The organism is Paenibacillus sp. cl123, from assembly GCF_900101595.1.
In the GTDB taxonomy this organism is placed as follows: domain Bacteria; phylum Bacillota; class Bacilli; order Paenibacillales; family NBRC-103111; genus Paenibacillus_G.
On record NZ_FMYY01000016.1, the window covers coordinates 37,125 to 57,407 of the forward strand.

Below are 20,283 nucleotides of genomic sequence, written 5' to 3' on the forward strand. Positions count from 1 at the left end.
GATCAAAATAAAAGGATTTTCAATGAACCAGAAATCGGAACCGGTCTGCGCGGAACAACGTATGAACGTACTCCATGACCCGGTTGTCTTCCGAGTAAACGACGGCGGTTAGCAGAAACAGGGCGGCGGCGTTTTTGACGCCAAGCAGCCTGGCCTCTCTGCTCTCCGCGCGTGCCATCTCCAGCGTCTTGCTGGAATGGGCCGGCCGAATGCCGTATTTGCTATCCAACAGATGATACAAAGATTGCTCCGCCAAATCCCCCTCTTCCATCCCAGGATAACGGTCCGCCGGCAAGCTGGAGGTTTCGAGCGCTACCGGCACCTCGTTCGATAACCGAAGCCGCACGATTTCGATAACGGCATCGCCCTCCATGATGCCAAGCAGCCGTGCCGTCTTTCCCGCCGCTTTGACCGTTTTCATACTAATGATCCGCGAGCCTGCACGGAGACCGCGCGAATTCATCCTTTCGGTGAAGCTTGCGACGTTCACGAGCTCCCGATCGATTTTATGCTCCGCCACAAAGGTGCCTTTTCCTTGCCGGCGCACGAGCATCCCGTCCTGCACCAGTTCCGCAATTGCGGTTCTCACCGTTATCCGGGCAACGCCGTAATGCTTCACGAGCTCCAGCTCCGCAGGAAACCGCTCTCCCGGCTGCAGCTCCCCCGTTTCAAGCATGCTGCGGAAATGTTCGGTCAGCTGCACGTAAAGCGGTGTTTCCGTTTCCTGGTCCACCCGGTTTTTTATCATACGCCTCCCTCCTTCGATGAGAGCTGATAATTAGTCATTGTATGACACCGCTTACAAAACGCGTATTGCCAAACATCCAACAAAATGTCTCCCGCGCCTCGACGCCCAAATGTCCCATAATGTACTATCAATTAAATTATAAAAAGAGCAGACCGATGCGTCAACCGTTTAAAATTTCAAGGAATACGCGACATGCTTAAAGGCTCCGGGTTGATAACCCGGAGCCATGATTCAAGTCTACCCAACAAATGCCGCCGGGAACTGACGGAAGATGCCATACGCCATCGTATCGGCCATTTCCAGCGCCTGCGGTTCGATTCTATCGTTCGTCGCAATATTTTCCGCATAGTTTCCCGCTAAACGGGCGGCTGCTTCATCGGTCAGCAGCTTCAGATGCTCATGCATCATGTCCTGCCATTCTTTCCGGGACCAATACGGATTGATCCGACTCAAAAATTCGGCGATAGCATCGGCATTCGCATACCATCTGGCATTGATCTCCGCGGCCACATTCGAATGGCCGGCCTGCAGCGCCTTGACCAGCTCTGCGGCTATGACGAGATGCTCCCTCATGAGCTTCCCGAATTGATTGGCGGCGGCTTCCCCGTAGTAGGGTCTCAGGGCGGCGGTGAAATCGTCCGCATTGCGCAAAAGCCTGACGGTTGTGGGCTGTTCGTCCGGAAACTTGCCAACGATACTGTTAATGGTCAGGCGCGTCCAGTAAATATGCTGCTCCCATAATGCCCGTAAATGGCGGTTCAGCGCTACCATGGATGGAGTCCAGACAGCTGGCGGGTGAAGTCTCGGGGCAAATGGCCCGAACGGCATATAAGTATACCTATACATATCGTATCAAAAGCTCCTTTTTCACGAATTTAGTATAGGATATGGGGGATCGCCTATTTGGTGCCCAAAATAGCAGTTAGCCGCACGGCTCCCTGCTCCACAGGCTTTATACCGTCAATGCCGGCCTACCTTATATATATTGTCGCATAACCGGCTGAGCAAACTGGCTTCATGGCTGACCACGATCACCCCGATATTCCGGCTCCGGCAGATGCCCAGAAACGCGTTCCAGATTTTCGCCTGTGTGATCGCATCCAGCATCGTGGTCATCTCGTCGGCAATGATATACCTGGTGGCGGGATTCAGCGCCCGGACGATGCAGAATCGCTGCAGCTGCCCGCCGGACAGCTCGATGGGCCAGCGGTTCATCCACTCCTCCCGAATCTCGAATGCATCCAGCATATCCTGCGTGGGCGTATAGGATTCGGTCAGAACGTCGCGCATGCGCCACTTGGGGTTGATCGCCTTTTCCGGGTGCTGGTAGATCAATTGGACCGGGCGAAAAGCCCGAGGCTTCAGCTCAATTCCGTCTGAGGTGACGCGGCCCGCGGAAGGGCGGATATACCCCGCCAGTATCCGGGACAACGTCGTCTTGCCGCAACCGCTGTAACCCGACAGTCCGAGCACCTCGCCCGGAGCGACAGAAATATTCACATCCTCAAAAATCCAGCGTTCCTTTTGATAATAGTAGCCGAGATTCTCACCAGTCAGCGCCATGTCGCGCGTCCTCCCTCCTCCTGAAATTCCAGGTCAAAATCGTTCTGAGGCAGCGTTCTCCACAGCCTTTGGGTGTACTCGGTTTTCAGCGCTTCGCCCTTGCCTGTAAATGCCGATACTTCGGAAATTTCCACAGTAGCTCCGTCCTTGATAACTGCTACGCGGTCCGCTATCTCAAGCGCCGACATAATATCATGAGTAATCAGCATCACGCCCGCTCCATTTTCTGCAAATTGCTTGAGCTGCTTCAAAATTTCGGACAGAGCCTGCGGATGGATGCCGGGCGTCGGCTCGTCGGCAATGACAAGCTTGACGCCCTCCCGCACGCTGGTCGCAAACAGCACCCGGCGGAGCATCCCGCCGGACAGCTCGAACGGCAGCAGTCGCCCATCGCTTTTCTTCAAGCCATATTGCGCAAACAGCTTTTCCTGCTGAGCCTTGGCAGTTGCCCGGTCCAGCCCGATCCGGACCTGCCGTCCGACACTCATCAGCGGGTCCAGATAATTGACCGACTGCGGAATAAACGCAATCTCCCGCCCCCGGAGCTGCTCCTTCCTTGTCTGCGTCAGTTCCTCTCCCTTGTACACTATGCTTCCGCTGCAGATTGCATTGCCGGGCAGGATGCCAAGCACAGCGTGAGCCAGCAGGCTTTTGCCCGAACCGCTGGCGCCCACCACCGCTACGATCTCCCCCTCGCCGATGTCCACATGCAGACCGGAGATGGGACGAACGATGCGCTTTTGCGTGCCTTTCATATACTGCGAGAATCCGATCGACAGGCCGCTTACCTGCAGCAGCGTGTTTTTGTGCGTACCGCTCATTATGATCCCTCTATTCATTGGAGCTGGAAGGCTCCATTAAAATACGAACCTGCTCGCCGATATTGTCAAAGCTTTTGACTACGACAACCAGCAGCAGCCCCGGGAAGACGACCAGCCACCATTTCCCGGTCGAGATATGGCTCATCGCCTCCGATAAAATAATGCCGATGGCTGGGGTTTGGGGAGAAAGCCCGAACCCGAGGAAGGTCAGCGCCGCTTCATGCAGGATCACATGAGGAAACATCAAGAGAAAGCCGATCATAACTTGGGGGAAAATGTATGGCAGCATATGCTTCCTTGCGATATACCACGGAGACTTCCCGCAGCTTCGCGAGATCTGGATATATTCTGCGTTTTTGATCTGCAGCACCTCGGAACGAACCAACCGGGCCAAGGCCGTCCAGTGCGTGAGCGACACGCCGAGCACGATGCCATAGATGCCGCCCCCCGCGATAAAGCAGATCAGCACCATGAACACCAAATGAGGCATTCCGATAAATAAATCGATCACCCAGGAGATCACGGCATCCACCGCCTTGCCGAAGGTCGCTGCGCATACGCCCATCACGATGGCGATCAGAACGCTGAGCAGGGAGGCAAATGCGCCCACCGCCAGCGATAAACGCAGCCCCTTGATGGTCCGCGTAAACATATCCCGCCCCAGCCAGTCCGTGCCGAATAGATGGTCAAGGCTCGGAGCCAGATTTTTGCTGCCGCTCAAGCGCAGGTTGTCGTTGCTCAGCCAAAAGCTCAGTATCAGAATCGTCAATAAAAAGCCGGAAGAAATCGCCAGAAGCAGAACCATTTTTTGACGTACGTTCATTCCTTCTCGGGTGCCGGTCGCAGCGGTCATCTCAGACTCCCTCCTTCATTCTCGGATCGACGACCTTGTTCAACAGGTCGGCGATCAGATTGCCGGCGAAGACGAACAAGGAGCTGATCAAAATAATGCCTACCATTAATGGCAGATCGCCCTTCAGCCCGGCTGTCGTCAGCGTGCTGCCAAGCCCAGGATAGGCAAATACCTGCTCCGCCAGCATCGAACCGCCGAATAGCTCGCCGAAGTAGGCAAATTGCAGGGACACAGCCGGAAGAATCGAATTGCGCATGCCATGGTTTTTGAAAATTTGCCATCTGCTTTCTCCCCGGGCCTTGGCAAAGATGACGTATTCGGAATTCAGTATATCGATCATCTTCTCGCGGGTGTGCATCGCTACGTTGGCCACCCCCAGAATGCTCAAGGCAAGCGCCGGCAGCACAAAATGCCGGACCCGGTCCATAAACTGCACTTCGCTCTCCAGCACGCCGGGCGGCGCCGCGAGCCCTATGGGAAACCATTTGAGCCAGACGGCGAACACGATTAGCAGCAGAAGGCCCATCCAGAAGATCGGAGTGGATACGAGCGTATAGCTGTACCATTTAATGACCCTGTCAATCGTTCTCCCTCTGTTCATGGCGGCGATCATGCCCAGTATGTACCCGACGACTCCCGACAGCACCCAAGCCACCCCCATCAAGGCGAGCGAGGTCAGGAAGCGGCTCTTGATAATATCCAGCACCGGGCTGCGATAAAGCAGCGACGTGCCGAAGTTGCCCTGCTGGAGCGCGCCGGCCCAGGCGAAATATTGCTCCACCGGGCTCTTATCCATGCCCCAGTAGGCTTTGAACTTCTCGATCTGCTCCGGCGACGCCGAGCTGTCTCCCCCGATATAGGCATTGACCGGGTCCAGCGGAGACAGATGGATCAGAGAAAAGGTCAGCACGGATAAGCCGATCAGCAATGTCACTACGCGAACCAGGCGTATCCCGATACTTTTAGCCACGATAACTCCCCCTTCACACTATAAAGAGAGCTTTCAGAGGCTGAGAGCCTCCAAAAACCCTCCTGTTCTAGCCGTAAATCGGCGTTCAGTTTTTCCATGTCCACTCCGTTACATTGCCGAATAGGGCCCATTCATGGCCGTGCGTATGAACCGGTTGCTTGCCGAGATCGAGCTTTTCATTGGCCAAATACAAGTGGTCTACGCGCAGCAGCCATACGATGGGAGCGTCTCCGATGCCGCTGAAGCCGGTTTCCCCGTCCCACTGGGCCAGCTTCCAGTACTTGTTGGCTTCTTCCTGGGTAGAGGCGGTGAGCGCTTTGTTCAAATACTCGTCTACCTTGGGGTTCTGGTAACCCGCCATATTGTCGATGCCCTTGTTCATCCGCTGGGAGGAATTCATTGAATACAGCTGATGGGGATGATGTCTGCCTCCGCCCCAGGCCACGGCCGCCGTTTTGCCCTTCATATAGATTTCATCCCACGTAGCGCCAATCGTATTGATCTTGATGCCGAACTGGGCAGCCTGGTCGGCCACTGCCAGAGAAAGATCGCTGCGAAGCTGGTCGCTGGAGCTGAAGTACATATCAAACTCCGCCTTGCGGCCGTTCTTCTCCACGATGCCGTCCTTATTGGTATCGGCCCAGCCGCCATCGGCAAGCAGTTTTTTCGCGGCCTGGAGATCGCCGTCCTTGACAACCGTCTTCTCATTGAACCAAGGCATATTGTCGCATAGGCAAAACGCTTTTTGACCATGTCCGTTCAGCGCAACATCCAGCAGCTTCTGACGGTCCAGCCCGATAGCAAGCGCCTTGCGTATGGCGAGGTCGCTCGTGACATCGTTGCCGGTGTTCACTTCTTTGCCGTTCGTCATGCCCTTGCCGCCGCTCGGCAGCGTAGGCAGCATAATGCCGCGGGAATCGATGCTCTCATAAGTGCGAAGCGTCATGCCCTGTACCTTCTGATCCGCAAATGTCGGCGGAACATAGACGATATCGGCCTCTCCTGCCTTGGCGGCTGCCAAGGAGGCGTCTTCTGCGAGAAGCAGGAAGGTCAGCTTCTTGAACTGGGGCTTGTGGCCGTACCAGTAAGGATTGTATTCCAGGATAACCTGCTGTCCGTCGTTGTACTGAGCCACCTTATAAGGACCAGAGCCAATCGGATTTTTGGAATAGTTATCGTCGTAATGAGCTTTCGGAACTATTCCGATCTCAGTGAGCTGACTGACGAAGGTGGAACGCGGTTCGTTAAGCCGGATAGCGACGGTGTTGCCGTCCACAACGTCGATGGATTTGACGAACGACAAGTCGAACTTGATCCCGTCCTGCTTCAGCATTTCGTATGTAAATTTGACATCCTCTGCCGTCACTTTTTCCCCGTTGGAGAATTTGACATCGTCGCGCAAGGGAAAGGTCCAGGTCAGGGAATCCTCGCTGATCTTATAGGACTTTGCGAGGTCTCCGATAAAGTTAAGGTCGGAGTCGATCATCAGCAAGGAGCTGTGGGTCAGCCGTATTTGTGTCATCCCCCAGCCCTTCTTCGGGTCAAACTGCCCGCCGTCCATTTTGCCTACGGCCAGCACCAATTCCTCCTTGAGCGCTGTCGGCTTCTGTCCATCCTGTCTGGCAGATTCAGCGGCCGGAGAATCTGCAGTGCAGCCGGCCAGCAGCATGAATACGGATAAGATCATAGCTATGTACGGTAAAACGTGTTTCTTCTTCATGTGTGACTCCCATTCCCTCCATCGATAATCGTTTCTCTGCTTTGAACAGCCTTTTGTCGGAACATTACTGTTTTAATAGTAATTATTACTATATAACACATGTCGACCCCCTTCTAGCAGTCTCAGCATCTTTTATTCAGTAATATTTACTATTATATCAAGGAATCATCTTTGCGCAACCCCAATCTGCGATCTTGTTTGTATTACCTGGCATAAACCATAAAAAGACTCCCGCTTAAAGGAGTCCTTTATGCCGAACGGCAGCTGAAACTGCGAGCGACCAGAGGCCGATCGTCGCCAAGGCCGGCAATTCGCTGGAGGACATTTGCCGCGACATCGGCTATGCCAATGTCAGCTGCTTCAGCAAGCTGTTCAAGACGTTTCGTGCAGCCCATAGTATCGCCGGGCATTGCCTGCCCGAATCTTTCCTTTAGCCTCCTCCTCCAGTTCCGCAGGGAGCACCTCCTCGAACAGGCGGATCACGTCCCCATACCCGCCTGCCTGCAGGGCGACCGGCCAGTCGCTGCCGAACATCAGCCGATCGCTGCCAAACATCCGCACCAGCCGTTCGACGTAAGGACGGAGAAGCCCGGCTCGGGGCCCCCCGGCCATCGTAATCATCCCCGACAGCTTGACGGCGGTATGCGGAAGCCGCGCCAGCCGCTCCATGCCGGAGTGCCAAGGCTCCTCTTTCCCCTCTCGGACATTCGGACAACCCAGATGATTGATAACTGCGCGCAAGGCCGGCACCTCCTCCAGATAGACCGCCGCCCCGGCAAGATCGCCTGGCTGCGCAAGCAGGTCCAGCGTCAGATCGGCCTCAAGCAGCCCGACGAGCGCCGCCCGCAGCCTGCGCTGTTCGGCTGCCGGCCTGTCCGCGCGGAAAGCGCTGCCATTCAGACGGATTCCGGCCAGGCGCGGGCTTGCCGCAAGCGATTCAAGCTGCTCGCTGAAGCGGTCTGCGAACGGATCGAGCCCTCCGCTTACGCCTGCGATCAGCGGCCAAATCTGCGACAGCTCCAGCAGGAAGGCGGCTTCCTCCGCCGTCGGCGCCGCCTGCACGGCGATCAGCTCCTTCACGCCGCAGGCGTGAAGCTCGGGCAGCAGCCGCTCCGGCATGTAATCCTGGTACAGCCGGGCATTGTCCTCCTTCAGCCAGCCGTAATCCCCCCGCGACAGCTTCCAGAAATGAACATGACTGTCAACGTACATATGCGCGCCCCCTATTCTGCCGGAAATAAGCTTTGACCTTGAAACAGCTCATACACCCGGCGCAGCTCTTCCGGCTCCAAGCCCCGTCCGTCGCAAAGCGCCATATTGGCCCGCAGCACCTCCCGGGTGGCCGCTCCTGTCAGCGTGACATGGATGCGCGGCTCGGACAGACTGAAGCGCATGGCCGGCTCGACAAGTCCGAACGGCTCCGACTTGCGCAGAAACTGCAGCCGGGAGATCCGCAACGCGGCCTCGTCCACAATCTTGCGGTTCAGGAAAGGCGCCGGGGTATCGGCCAGCAGGCCGAGTCCGAGCACGCTGCCATTGATCACGCCGATGTCCGCCTCCGTGGCGAGCGGCAGCAGCTCGTCCTTCGCCGTATGGTCGATGAGCATATACCGGGCGTAAAATTGAATGCTGTCGAACCGGTTCAGCTTCACGAATCGCCCCAGCAGCGGCAGCAGCCGCGAGGAAATGCCGATATACCGGATTTTTCCGTCCTCACGCAGCTTTTCGAGCGCAGGCAGCGTCTCCTCCAGAATGGTCTCGAACGGGACTTGCTCCGCATCATGGATTTGCAGCAGATCGATCCAATCGGTGCGCAGCCGCGCCAGACTCTGTTCAACCGAGCGTACGGTAGACGCATAATCGAATGACTTTCCCGGTCCTACCGCCTTCGTGGCCAGCACGACCTGATTTCTTCTTCCTCCGTCCAGAGCCTGGCCGATTCTCCGCTCCGATTCGCCGTCGCCGTAGCTGGGCGCCGTGTCGATCAGATTAATGCCTCCGTCGATCGCTTCGTGGATCATCTTCTCGACCTCGCGTTCGTCCGCTTCTCCGAAAACGCCTCCCAGGGGCGCGCCGCCAAGCCCGAGCTTCGACACGCGAAGCCCTGTTCTGCCAAAGGTTGTGTATTCCATGCTTCCATCCTCATTTCATCACCTTATTTTAACAATTACTACTTCAATTATAGCAGGGCTTCGATTATTTGCGAGTCATAGAAGATAGTATCCTAGCTCCCTATTGCCAACCTTGCCATTGGTCTAGCCCTTTAATGCTATATACAAGCGAAGAAGCAAAATGCTAGGATTTTGTGTATGGAGGAGGTGTCGATGATGTACAGATGGACAATGGTCATGCTTGGAGCAATCGCTTGCTTCCTGGGCGTTACCGTTTTGTTTATGAAGGCTGAGCAGCGGCAAAATGAGATCAAACATGAAGCGGCCGCCCCTGCACTCCCGGACACTCCATTGAACGCTCAAGCGGCCGAGGCGATCTATAAACAGTCTTGCTTGGCTTGTCATGGAGCGGAGCTGGAGGGCAAGCTGGGACCGAATTTGCAGAAGGTGGGCGGCAAGCTGAGTGATCAGCAAATCTACAAGGTGCTGCTGAACGGCAAAGGCGGCATGCCTGCTTTCAAAAGTACCCTGAAGGACGAAGAGCTGGTCAACCTTGCCAAATGGCTGGCCGAAAAAAAGTAAGACAGGGCGCCTTCATTAGCTAGAGAAATCTCACCGCTCACTGAAAGGCCCCTCTTGTTAGGATTCATCTAACAAGAGGGGCCGTTTTTTTGGGGACAATGCTTGCAGGCGCAGATAAAATTTTATTCGTTTAGCAAAGAGCTCGGCTTAACCAACCGTATTACGCGGTGAACGCTCCATATATGGCGCAAGTTGAATTTCGCGAACCTCATGGCGAATCCAGCTCATTAGCGACAACACGACAAGCAGCAGAACGACGGCTATAAGGAATCGCCGACGGCTGTCTTCACGGACAAGCCTTATCAACACCACGCATAAAACGATGGCCAGTACAATTGCCAGTGCAAGCAAGGCGGTGTGAAAAAAGGAGCCGCCCATGAAAGCATGTCGAACAACGGAGTTCATACTGAAGAGGAGCAATGGACCGGCCAACAGCTGGAGCAGAGTGAAGCCTGCAGCCATTCCTTTTCCAAACGTTTTAGCCCGAAAGGTGACTTCTTCCCCGTGCCGCTGGCTCGAACGATTACCCCACCAGTAGATGTACACGCCCAGCATCGAGAAGCTGGCGGCCATAAAGTGAAGGTATCGCTGCCAGATCGTCGGATAAGCGAACAAGGACAGCCAGAAGCCTCGCCCCGGCTCCCACAATTCCGGATGCAGCATAGACACGACGTTGGTAATAAAAAGCAGCGGTACAAACAGCAAAATCAAGGCGCCGGCAATTCCGAACGTGAGATGCAGCTTTCGACGGCGCTTCAGCTTCTCCCAACTGAACTTGTACGCGTACAAAGATAAAAATGCAAGGATCAGCAGCGGTATCAGCATCAGCCACATTTTGCCGATCAAAATGGTAGAAGAATAAAAATACTGGGTATAAATCGTACTGATGATCAGCAGCGGAGCGATGCCGAGTACAATCGCGATACTCTTGACGATCGACACTTGGGTCGCCAGATGAAAAGCCAGCTTGTCGGCTAAGGCATCCTTTCTTACGATGCCCTTGATTTCGTTGTAAACCGCCGAAACCGAGCCGGCCACCAAAATATTGACAAATACAATGTGCAGAACGAAAGCCGTCACCAGCAAAACCTCAAAGAAAGGCAAATCTCCCGGAATGGCTAGCCCAAGCTCGTTGGGAACCGGCGAGACGGCGCTTAGATAGACGTTCATGGCGTGTCGCTCCTCTCCGCAACTATCTTATGAATGTAGGCGGCCAGCGCCTTCACTTCTTCATCCGTCCCGGCGAACGGCGGCATCACCGGACGCACCATATGCATCTGCGGGATAAAGGCGGCCAACGCTTCCTCGCTCCAGCCCTTGGCTCGCTCGGTCATGACCCGGCTCCGGCGCGGTCCGTCTATGCTGTGACAGGCGATGCACTGCATTCGGAACAGTTCTTCGCCAGCCTCCAGCTTGTTCTCCTCGGTTACCTGTTTTACTTTGGAGAATGTCGACTGTGCCAGTGCGCCATCCCGTTTGAACCGTTCCACGTCCGACTTGAGAATGCCGTTAGCGTACATGTAGTTGTAAATGACATACGGCTTGCGAATATTTTCGCGGACAATCTCAAACTCGGTGATCAGCGCCAGTGAGAAGATGGCGGTGAACACTGACAGTGCCAAAGGATGCCTTGTACGTCCATCCAACAACATAATCCCAAACACCAGAATGAGCAGCAGTCCGGCGGCATTCAAAAAAGCAAACGCAAAGTCGCTCATGCCGCTCGCCCACACGACCAAGGTCTGTGCTTGCTCAGGCAAGGTACGCAAGTACCACCAGCCGGACACCAGCATGCAAGGAACGGATACAATCAGCCATTTTCCGTAAATGCGCTGCACGGAGGCTCGATCAAGCGGATGCTTTACCCGCCAGCGGTTAAGAGGGGTCAACAGCGCCACCCCCAGCGCGATAGCAGCGAAGGTGCGAAACAATGTCGAGGGGACCCAAGTCGGATTCAGGAAGGCGCTCCAGAACGACAGCGTTTCTACCCAGTTGCCCGGGTTCAGCTGCGCAGCCAGCACTCCGGTGATGATGACCAGCGTGAACCAGGACATGATGCACAGGGCAAGGCCAGTCCGTAGATGGAGTTTCTTGCGATCTCCCTTCCACCTGTCCCAGGTATAGTAATACGTGAGCAGCAGAATGACCTCCGATACAAAGACTAGCCACTCGGTAAACCATGCCCAGTGGAAAATACGCAGCAGCGAACCGATCGCATTGGGTAAAATGACGGTTGTCGTAAACCAGATGCCCACACCGGTCATCGCTCCCGCGGTCGTCGTGATGATCAATATCCACTTGCTGAGCCATTTGGCGTATTGCTCCAGACGAGCGTTTCCAGTTTTCACAGCCGCGTATTCAAGCGATACCATCAAAATCGAGCCGCCGATTGCGACCGCATGGTTGATCATCACGTGAAGAACGGCCATCATACCGATCAAATTGCCATTGCCCAGCCAACCGAAATCAATCGTCGGAAATTGCAAAGTGAACACTCCCTTTCTGTATGCATATAAAAAAATAAACCTTGCACGAAACAAGGATTATTATATCCAAGCTATTTCAGATCAAAATGACCCGAAATAGCTAATATTTTGTCATTCAGATGAACAATCAGCATGTTTACTTTAAATAATTATGCATTTCTCATGATTTGAATCATTTGCTCCAATTTACTTATTTTTTGCTTTAACTTTTCGTTCTCACGCTCCAGCAAATGCAAATGGCTGCGCTCCGGTTCCAGTTCTCCCCAACGCTCCGTCCGCTCACGCAGCTCCTCGATCCGGCTTCTCAGCTCAGGCTGCGTATACAGGAAGGGTTTGGACACGCCGGCCTCAAGCGATACCGTGTTGAAGTTCACTTTCATGTCCCGATTAAGCAGCCGTTCAATAGCCTGCTCGGCTTTTCTTGTCGCCGTACTGGATTTGAGCTTGCTGAACTTCCTAATGCCTTCCACATTGCGCTGCTGCATACTATTCTCCTCCTTCATTTGCTAGTCGCTGACCTTATTGACCTTAATTATAGGCAATGCACAGCTTTGGCAAATGACCCTGAGGGGCCACATGTGAGTGTTATTTATGAAATCTGTGTGAGCGATTTCCCAAACTCCACCGCGGACAGCGCAGAGATAGCCCTTTGGAGTCATAGGGCGGGCAAGAGAGACATGATATAATGAACCCTATATCGATGACAAGGAGTTTTGAAGAAAATGGTCGCGATTTTAAAGCGTCACGGATTCAAGGCAGCCGTCTGTGTGCTGCTTATCGCTCTCGCATACAGCGTATACAGCTGGGTTAGCCAGGACGGTCCGCCTCTGCCTACACTCAAGCAGGCGCCTGCCTTTACGCTGCAGAACCTGGACGGCACCCCGACCGGGCTGGAGCAAACCGACGGCAAGGTGAGACTGGTCGAGTTTTTATTTACGAGCTGCCCCGATATTTGCCCCATGACAACCTACAATATGGTGAAGCTGCAGAACCAGCTGAAGCAGACAGGATTATGGGGAGACAAGGTTCAGTTTCTCTCCATCACTTTCGATCCGCAGCGCGATACGCCGGAAGTTTTCAAGCGTTACGGGGACAAGATGGGGATGGATTACACCGGTTGGACGCTGTTGACGGGCACGGAGAAGGAGACCGCCGAAGTTGCCCGCAGCTTCGGTGTGCTGGTACAGAAAATGCCGGATGGCTCATTCGTCCACACGGTCACCTCCCTGTTTCTGATCGATCAGCAGGGCAAAATTCGCAAGGTGTTCCCGATGGGAGAAGAGATGAACAACGAGGATGTATATAAAACGATCCGGCAGTTAGCCGGATCATCGAGCTAGCTTACTGTGCCGAGCAGAGGGTCTTCCGGGTCCTCTGCTCTTTCTTTGCGGAACCATGCAAAAAAAATGGCGCCGAGCACCCAGCCATACGAAATTTCCTGCATGATCTTCATGATCACCCCGCCTAGCTGCTGGTCGGCCAGTTGAGTCAGCCATGACAGCTCGAGAGGAGGCTTCTCTGCCGTAATCGAATAGAAAGGCAGACATAGCAAATGTGTATCTCCCGCATACAGCGCGTACAGCGGCTCACGAGCAAAAATGATCAGCGCGCATGCCGGAGTCAGCATCAAGCCATTCAAGAAAATATACCCCATCTTTTTCAAGGGGCTCATCGGGTACGGTCCCACCAGAGAATAGACCGGCCACCAGAGGCCGAAGGCCGTCACAAACAGCAGCAGGTGCAGCACGTTGTGAAGCGTGTAGTTGGACATCGCCGCCTCGAAAATAATGGGAATATGATAGAAGGAAAACGCTCCGTTGAACAAAAACAAGGCAAGAATCGGATTACCAATGACCGCGACGATGCTGCGAATTACGGGCAGCTTCAGCACCCCCTCATAAAAGCTTGAAGGCAGTCCTGCGAGCAGCATCGGAGGAACGATCAGATAAAGAATGGACTGCTGCAGCATATGCATGCTGAACCAGAAATGGCCTAGCAAATTGAGCGGTCCGCCCAGCGCCAAATACCAGAGCAAGAGGCCGCCAGCAAAGCTGATTGCTCCCGCAGCGGACACCTTCCCTCCCGCGTACCTCCAGTAACATAACCCAATAAGCAGCACGATCAATATAAGCTCAGGACTGAATACAGCTCGGAACCCGTATGCAGCCACCAACGGCTCGAGGCCCATGATTTCGTCTCCTTTCTGAAATGTAACTATGTTATGATTCTTCCTAATTCTATCCTGTCCGTGGCAAGCTCTCCTTAAAATGACCCCAAAGAGCTATGGCTGCTCCGCGAGGTTCCGCACCGTATGGGGAGCGGGCTACCGCCTGTATTCTTCAGCTGCTCCAGGTCCTTCGCCGATGGTTGGCGACACCCGGCGGACAAATCTGGTTCTCCTGCGTCGCCCTGCTTCCGGTGGCGTTGGACAAGCCGGTTGATGCCCTCTTTACGGCAGATCGACAACCTTCTCGTACCGGTGCAATTGTCCTTGCGAGTCGGAGAAGGAAACTATGATCCGCCATGAACCGGAGCCGCCGAACCTGTAAGCTCGGTTGACCGATTCATACGTGAATTTATCGAAGCCCTCGAAGCCGTACGGGTCGGGCCCGCTTACTTTCAGTTCTAGCGGTATCGATTGCGGCTCCGTATCCGGCGAGGCCAGCGGAGCTGCCTCCACCTTGGGCTCTACCGGAGCTTCAAGCTCTGAGGGCAGCCAACTATCCAGCTTGATCGAATGCCCTCCCCCGCTCTCCGGCTTGATCCTCAGCGACATATGGGCCTCTTCACCCATCACATGCCAATAGAGAGGCTCAGCGGAGGCTTGGGATGGGGAGGTCGTCGACAGCATCCCTGCCGCTATGAAGGCCGCGAGAGCCAGCACAAGCTCCAGTTGGACGCCGTTTATGAACCGGCCGATCGCCTGCTCGCGCTCCGTTCCCTCCTGCTCCAGCAACGGCTGCAGGCGCGGCAGCCAGACCCGACGATGGAAAACTCCGATACCAATCACTACGAGCAGTATCGCTCCCTTGAGCAGCACAAGCTTGCCGTAGCGGCTGTCCAGCAGCTCGGTCGCAGCGTGCAATCTTGCGATGGCCAACCCGGCTCCCGTAGCTCCCATGAGCGGGACGATCAGCAGAGTCAGCTTGGAGAAGCGGGAAATCGATTGGTTCCAATCCCGAATATTTTCCACCGACGGCTTTCGGGCGAATGTCGCCGCGAAGATTCCGATCAAGCCGCCAAACCAAAGTCCGGCCGCAATCAGATGCAGCAGATGACCGCCGACTGCCGCAGCCGCTCCATCAGATGTCCCTGCCGCATGTCCGGTCAGCGGGGATAAAGCTGCCCACAACACAACGATGAGTCCCTTGATCCACTTCAGCGACTCTTGATCGCGGGAACAGGTCAAAAACAGCAGGAAGCCGGCCAGCAGCGGTCTCATCCATGCGGCCGTGCCGATCCAGGTTGAGGTCAGCAGCAAGAAAAACCGCTCCGAGGCTGATTGCATCCCCGGGCCGCTAAGCTGCTCAACCTGCAGCCAGACCTCGAGAAAGCCGGTCAGGAGGCTGAGCGCTCCGGCCACCAGCAGCAGCCTTCGTTCTACACGCAGTGAGAAACCCAGCGGAGCCTGCCTCCCGGTCCAGATCCAATAGCGATAGCCGAGAAACCCGAGAACGAGAACCGCTGCCAGTAAGTCGGCCGTTCTCAATAAATGTCGGGCAACGGCCCTCTGATCTGTTCCGTGATGCATGTGCTCGTCATGCAAATGAGCCTGCGTGTCGGCGTTATCGCCTGAAGCTGACCCGGGCTGTGCGGCCGGAGCGAGCAGCGAAGACGACATTTCCATATTCGCATGGGCACCGGCGGCAGCCGGCCATGACAGCGTAAGGGCCGCCAGTATACTGACATAAAGACACCAACGAAACATCGCATTCACTTTCCTTCCTCCATACGCAAGCAGAGCCGCCCGCTTCCGGCCAGCGGCGGCTCTGCTCTATGGACAAGTTATGTCGTCTGGCTCAGCACCGCGGCGCGCAAAGCGGCCGACTCTGCGCCTGTGTGGTTCAAGCTCCGGACAAGCGCGAACAAAGTGGGCGGATATCCAAGTTGCCGTGTTAACGTCGCTTGCCCTCTACAGGAAGCACTCTGCGTCGCCGACAGTAAAGCCGTTATTTTTTCTCCGCTAGCCAGGCGGCCAAGGTTTGCACTTCTTCTTCCTTTAATTTGGACTTGTAGGCAGGCATGCCTCCTCCGCCGTTTTTCACCTTTGCGGCAATCTGCTCTTCTGTGAGCTTGGTTCCTATCTTCTGCAAGCTTGGCCCCATGCCGCCCTGCAGATCATTGCCGTGACAGGAAAGACAATTGGATTTATACAGCGCTTGAACGTCTTCGCCTCCGGCCGCCTGGCCTTGTCCGGCGCTTTGCGCAGCTTCTCCGGCGCTCTTGCCGCCGCAGCCGGCAAGGGCAAGCGTCAATGCGGCCGTCCAGACGGCAACCATCATTCTTCGTTTCATTATTTAATTCCCTCCCGTTTCAGTACTTTTCAAGAATGAATCCAGCCCTTCTCGTAAGCATATCTCATCAGCTGCACCCGATTGTCCAGATGAAGCTTGTGCAGGATATTTTTCAAATGATTTTTTACCGTATGCTCGGAAATATCCAGCTCGTCGGCGATTTCCTTGTTCGATCTCCCGCAGGCTACGCACTCCAGAATTTCCTTTTCCCGGCTTGTCAACGGCGATTTTTCGGGCACGTTAGTCTTCACCATCGTAAATTCCTGCAGCAGCCTCACCGCAACCTCGCGAGACATCGGAGCTTCGTCGAAGGCGACTGCCCGCAAATATTCATGCCAGGAGGCGGGGCTCAGATTTTTCAGCAGATAGCCTTGGGCGCCGCGCTTGATGGCTTCAAACAGATGAGTGATATCCCCCGATACGGTCACCATAACGATCTTCACATACGGAAAACGCTCCTTGATCGCTTTAGTCGCCTCCAGCCCGTCCAGCCCGGGCATACGAATGTCCATCAGGATCAAGTCCGGCATGCATTGCTCGGCCAGCCTCACCGCTTCCTGCCCGTTGACCGCCTCGCCGACGATTTCAAAAGAGGCATCCAGCCCGATAATATCCTTCATCGCCTCGCGTGCGTGCTCGTGGTCGTCAGCCAGCATAATTCGGATCGGCTGTGTCATCGCTTGTCCTCCTTCTCGATCGTCACCATAGTACACCCTTGCTCTCGTCTGATAACGAGACTCCAGCCCAATTCGTCAGCGCGCTCGCGCATCATCAGCAGGCCAAAGCCGCCGCGTGCCTCGGAGGGCGTCCCTGCGTCAAAGCCTTTGCCGTCGTCGCGAATCTCGCAGCTCCAGCCCGCTTCTCCGCGGTCGCTCCCCTGTATCCATAGATTTGCAGCATCCGCATGCTTGTAAGCATTGATCATCGCCTCGCGAATCGTGGAGTACAGCTCCACCTTCTCCTTCAGCTTGATCCTCTCTTCGGACAGCGACCAGTTCAGATGTACCGCAATGCCCGTATCCTGCATAAACTCCTCGGTCAGCTGGCGTATCGAATCCATCCACGGCTCGGCCGAAGGATTGACCGGATAGCGAAGGCCGGCGATCGCCTGCCTGACATAATCGTTCACCTCGTGGACAGTTTTGCGCAGGCTCTGGTAAGCCTCTCGCAGAGCGTCCGTCAGCACGCCGGTCTGGCTCTGCTCCACCCGGTCGATCCGAACCGACAGCAGAAACAATGATTGTGCGATGCCGTCGTGCAGCTCCTGCGCAATTTTTTCACGCTCTTCCAGAGCGGCCTTGGCTGCCCGCTCCTTCTGCAGCTCCTCCTGCAGCTTCTCGATCATGAAGAACAGCTTGCGCAGCAACGTCATCGTTACCAGAAAGACGAGCAAAGGCGCCAGCCAGTTTCCGAGATCCATGGAGATGTACGGGAGCAGGAAGGCGTGGCGAATATATTCCCATAACCCGATGGTCAATGTCGGGATGATCAAAATCAAACTTTTTAAATGCCGGTACAGCAATCAGGTTCACTCCCTTAACAGCCCCATACCTTTATCAAATCATATTGTCCGCGTTGCTGGCTATGACTCGAAAGAGTCATTTGTACTCCGCTTATGAACAAAGCGTGACAGGGAGGAAGTCGTATCCTTTCCCAAAGCTTCAAACCGCATTAAAAAGCGAGGCCCGCCCGGCACTAGCCTGGGGGTCTCGCTTTGTTGCAAGCGGGATGTCATACAATGCCTGGCGCCGCATGCTTTGACCATTGCTTGGCATACCTATGAGACAATGCTCATGCTTCCCATATGACCCTAATGCTTGTCCTTTCATTAGTATGACAGCGGGGGGTGTTAAGAAACCGTCCTGCATCGAGTGCATAACGACGGTTTCGGGAATTACCGATGACGCTTCATCTGCCCGCAAGCCGCCCGAACCGACGGCCGGACGGCCCCGGCAGTTCCGCTACGCGATCATTCGCGAGGCAGGCCCGCTGCGTCCCTCAGCGCATTCGCCAGCTGGTTGTAGTACCGCTGCTGCGAGGTCAGCGCCTGGACCGTCTCGGCGGACGCGCCCTGCTTGGCGGCCTCCGCATCCGCCCACGACTTCTTAATCCACGTGTTGATCACCGTCTGCGCCACTCCCGGGTCCAGCGCCGGCTGCTGTACGATTGCCATCCCTACCTTCCACCCTCCTGCGTCCCCGTTGGACTCATTGTAATCGATGCCGATTCCGTTAACCGTAACGTCATTTTTATATTGATAAATGCTGATGGGATCGTACCTCAGCCCGCGGCTCCAGGCGTAGGTCTGCATAAGCTTGGTCGTGATTCCCCGCTCATGCATCGCTTTGACGACGCTGTAGGAGCCGTATACCCCAAGCTCATAGCCCACGATCTCCGCATCGAATGCCCGGAGGTAGGCGGCGATCGCGCCATAATCGCGTGCAGGCGCATCATAGTCCACTGCCGCATAGATGACAGAGCCGGGCGGCTGGCGAACCTCCTTCGCGTACTGAAGAGCAAGCTTGCCGTCTATCGCTCCCGCCCCTGCTCCTTCGCGTACGCGGTTGGCGTAGCGCTCGAAGAAAGAGACGATGTACATGCCCGCTTCCGTAATCCACTGTGCCTCTTCGGGAGAGAGGCGCTTCCAAGAACCCGCTTCAGCGAGATACCGCCCCACGAATGTAAAGCCCTGACTGGCAAACAATCGGGCAAGAGCCGCGGTCAGCGGCGTAGCGCAATCGAATCCTTTGGCCATCAGACTGGTCTCCTTTCGGCGAAATCTACGAACCCCGGGAGTAGTCCCTTTAGTTTAAGATATTCGACCGCTTGCCTGTTCGTGTGGGCCATGCCAGCCTGAAATCAAACAAAATGCAGGCCGCCTCAGAGAGAAGCGCCTGCATCCTTTAATCCCGTGGATAATCCACCTTCATAATGTCCAGGAAAGGAACCTTCGTAAGCTCCCCCTGATGCTGAATATGGACCAGCTTGGTGCGGGAGTCCATCAGCACGATTTGTCCGCGCACCTGCTCCTCCCATCCCCAGACCGTCAGCACAATTTCGGAATCCTCTTGCTTGGCCTCGACCAGTTGATTGCCCAGCTCTTCCAATTCGAATTCATCCCGCGTAGGACGCTTCGTTACTTTTGCTTTGGCCATATGACTGCCTCCTTCTCCATCAAGTTCAATTGTCTCTTGCTGCCAGCATCCTCAGCCCGTCCTGCTCCAATCGTCGCCCTCGCGTCACGTTCTGCTTTCTTGCTTATAAGCCAAATAGAGCAAGCCGCCAAGGGCCGGAAGCCCCGTCCACAGCATCACATCCACGCCAGCGTTCCCGAACTGGATAATCCAATACATCCCGCTGGCCATCACCAAGACGGCAACCGTGTGAATGAAGAGCGCAAGCGGCTCGCCGGCCGGCACAGGACTGACGGTTTCGCGGACGCGGCCCGTCACGTAAGTGAAGCCCATACGCAGCTTATAGAGCATATAGGAAAGCCCGATACCCGCGAGCTGGCTAAGCAGCTGCAAGGAAAATATGCCGGCGCCTGCGTCCTCGGCCGCTATATCCGCGCTCACAATCCCCAGACCATCCAGCGTCTTCAATCCGAGCAGCTGGACCATCGCATAAGCCAGATAACCGGTTACGGTCATAGTCATCGCGTGATACGGATGCACCTTGAGCGTATAAAGCAAGCCCAGGAAAATGATCAAGCCCTGGGCGGCCATGTCCCACTGCGTCAAGTCAAATACGATGCGCAAGCAATAGGATACGACGGAACAAACGCCTGCTATAAGGAGAGCTCCGCCCAAATGACGGAAATACGGCCAGCGGAATATCTGGAACAACAGCGCCAGCAAGGCCAGCACGTCCATCATGCCCAGCACAAGGTACATGCCAATCATCCGAGCTCACCTC

22 protein-coding genes are annotated in these 20,283 nt (G+C 55.2%); 2 read left to right on the forward strand and 20 right to left on the reverse strand.

The genetic code is table 11. The features are described 5' to 3' along the window. Positions 1-19 precede the first annotated feature (19 nt). The 9 genes from BLR08_RS21375 to BLR08_RS21415 all read right to left on the reverse strand — a co-directional run bounded on the left by BLR08_RS21375 (position 20) and on the right by BLR08_RS21415 (position 8,807). Positions 20-748: a GntR family transcriptional regulator gene (locus BLR08_RS21375; RefSeq protein ID WP_072334657.1), complete on the reverse strand. Its 729-nt coding sequence runs from the start codon at positions 746-748 to the stop codon at positions 20-22. A 237-nt stretch (positions 749-985) separates the two neighbouring features. Further along, positions 986-1,594, reverse strand: a complete 609-nt coding sequence (locus BLR08_RS21380; RefSeq protein WP_256257737.1) for an acetylglutamate kinase — start codon at positions 1,592-1,594, stop codon at positions 986-988. Positions 1,595-1,708: 114 nt separating this feature from the next. Further along, positions 1,709-2,311, reverse strand: coding sequence for an ABC transporter ATP-binding protein (locus BLR08_RS21385; protein ID WP_072334651.1), 603 nt, complete (start codon positions 2,309-2,311; stop codon positions 1,709-1,711). Next, the gene (locus tag BLR08_RS21390; protein ID WP_072334648.1) at positions 2,302-3,132 is read right to left on the reverse strand and encodes an ATP-binding cassette domain-containing protein; all 831 of its coding nucleotides are present in this window, start codon (positions 3,130-3,132) and stop codon (positions 2,302-2,304) included. Before BLR08_RS21390 ends, BLR08_RS21385 begins: the two co-directional genes overlap by 10 nt. A 10-nt stretch (positions 3,133-3,142) precedes the next feature. Next, entirely contained in the window at positions 3,143-3,985 is an 843-nt protein-coding gene (locus BLR08_RS21395) for an ABC transporter permease (RefSeq protein WP_072334645.1), read from the reverse strand. 1 nt (position 3,986) lies between these two features. Beyond that, the gene (locus BLR08_RS21400; RefSeq protein ID WP_072334642.1) at positions 3,987-4,955 is read right to left on the reverse strand and encodes an ABC transporter permease; all 969 of its coding nucleotides are present in this window, start codon (positions 4,953-4,955) and stop codon (positions 3,987-3,989) included. Positions 4,956-5,040: 85 nt separating this feature from the next. Continuing rightward, complete coding sequence (locus BLR08_RS21405; protein ID WP_072334639.1) at positions 5,041-6,675, reverse strand: ABC transporter substrate-binding protein; 1,635 nt, start codon at positions 6,673-6,675, stop codon at positions 5,041-5,043. 372 nt (positions 6,676-7,047) lie between these two features. Continuing rightward, positions 7,048-7,887, reverse strand: coding sequence for an amidohydrolase family protein (locus BLR08_RS21410; protein WP_072334636.1), 840 nt, complete (start codon positions 7,885-7,887; stop codon positions 7,048-7,050). Between the two features lie 11 nt (positions 7,888-7,898). Next, positions 7,899-8,807, reverse strand: a complete 909-nt coding sequence (locus tag BLR08_RS21415) for an aldo/keto reductase (RefSeq protein WP_072334633.1) — start codon at positions 8,805-8,807, stop codon at positions 7,899-7,901. A 195-nt stretch (positions 8,808-9,002) separates the two neighbouring features. Here BLR08_RS21415 and BLR08_RS21420 point away from each other — a divergent pair, with 195 nt between their 5' ends. After that, complete coding sequence (locus tag BLR08_RS21420) at positions 9,003-9,368, forward strand: c-type cytochrome (protein ID WP_072334630.1); 366 nt, start codon at positions 9,003-9,005, stop codon at positions 9,366-9,368. Between the two features lie 147 nt (positions 9,369-9,515). On the opposite strand, the gene BLR08_RS21425 is transcribed toward BLR08_RS21420, so the two are convergent. From BLR08_RS21425 to BLR08_RS21435, 3 genes are all read right to left on the reverse strand, one after another. Continuing rightward, positions 9,516-10,538: a hypothetical protein gene (locus BLR08_RS21425; protein ID WP_072334627.1), complete on the reverse strand. Its 1,023-nt coding sequence runs from the start codon at positions 10,536-10,538 to the stop codon at positions 9,516-9,518. Then, positions 10,535-11,854, reverse strand: coding sequence for a c-type cytochrome (locus BLR08_RS21430; RefSeq protein ID WP_072334624.1), 1,320 nt, complete (start codon positions 11,852-11,854; stop codon positions 10,535-10,537). Before BLR08_RS21430 ends, BLR08_RS21425 begins: the two co-directional genes overlap by 4 nt. Positions 11,855-12,003: 149 nt before the next feature. Continuing rightward, positions 12,004-12,339, reverse strand: coding sequence for a DUF6262 family protein (locus BLR08_RS21435; RefSeq protein ID WP_072334621.1), 336 nt, complete (start codon positions 12,337-12,339; stop codon positions 12,004-12,006). Between the two features lie 237 nt (positions 12,340-12,576). On the opposite strand from BLR08_RS21435, the gene BLR08_RS21440 reads away from it, so the two are divergent. Then, positions 12,577-13,194, forward strand: a complete 618-nt coding sequence (locus tag BLR08_RS21440; protein WP_072334618.1) for an SCO family protein — start codon at positions 12,577-12,579, stop codon at positions 13,192-13,194. On the opposite strand, the gene BLR08_RS21445 is transcribed toward BLR08_RS21440, so the two are convergent. The 8 genes from BLR08_RS21445 to BLR08_RS21480 form a co-directional block, all read right to left on the reverse strand. After that, the gene (locus BLR08_RS21445) at positions 13,191-14,042 is read right to left on the reverse strand and encodes a cytochrome c oxidase assembly protein (RefSeq protein WP_072334615.1); all 852 of its coding nucleotides are present in this window, start codon (positions 14,040-14,042) and stop codon (positions 13,191-13,193) included. The genes BLR08_RS21440 and BLR08_RS21445 overlap by 4 nt on opposite strands. A gap of 261 nt (positions 14,043-14,303) precedes the next feature. Continuing rightward, positions 14,304-15,782 (reverse strand): copper resistance D family protein, encoded by a 1,479-nt coding sequence (locus BLR08_RS21450; RefSeq protein ID WP_256257741.1) that lies wholly within the window; start codon positions 15,780-15,782, stop codon positions 14,304-14,306. Between the two features lie 241 nt (positions 15,783-16,023). Next, complete coding sequence (locus BLR08_RS21455) at positions 16,024-16,368, reverse strand: c-type cytochrome (protein WP_072334609.1); 345 nt, start codon at positions 16,366-16,368, stop codon at positions 16,024-16,026. A gap of 29 nt (positions 16,369-16,397) precedes the next feature. Continuing rightward, complete coding sequence (locus BLR08_RS21460; RefSeq protein ID WP_072334605.1) at positions 16,398-17,045, reverse strand: response regulator; 648 nt, start codon at positions 17,043-17,045, stop codon at positions 16,398-16,400. Next, the gene (locus tag BLR08_RS21465; RefSeq protein WP_072334602.1) at positions 17,042-17,890 is read right to left on the reverse strand and encodes a sensor histidine kinase; all 849 of its coding nucleotides are present in this window, start codon (positions 17,888-17,890) and stop codon (positions 17,042-17,044) included. Before BLR08_RS21465 ends, BLR08_RS21460 begins: the two co-directional genes overlap by 4 nt. A gap of 447 nt (positions 17,891-18,337) precedes the next feature. Beyond that, complete coding sequence (locus BLR08_RS21470; RefSeq protein ID WP_072334599.1) at positions 18,338-19,123, reverse strand: DUF1906 domain-containing protein; 786 nt, start codon at positions 19,121-19,123, stop codon at positions 18,338-18,340. Positions 19,124-19,271: 148 nt separating this feature from the next. Beyond that, positions 19,272-19,523, reverse strand: coding sequence for a YolD-like family protein (locus tag BLR08_RS21475; RefSeq protein WP_072334596.1), 252 nt, complete (start codon positions 19,521-19,523; stop codon positions 19,272-19,274). An 84-nt stretch (positions 19,524-19,607) separates the two neighbouring features. Continuing rightward, positions 19,608-20,270, reverse strand: a complete 663-nt coding sequence (locus tag BLR08_RS21480) for a hypothetical protein (RefSeq protein WP_072334593.1) — start codon at positions 20,268-20,270, stop codon at positions 19,608-19,610. Positions 20,271-20,283 lie beyond the last annotated feature (13 nt).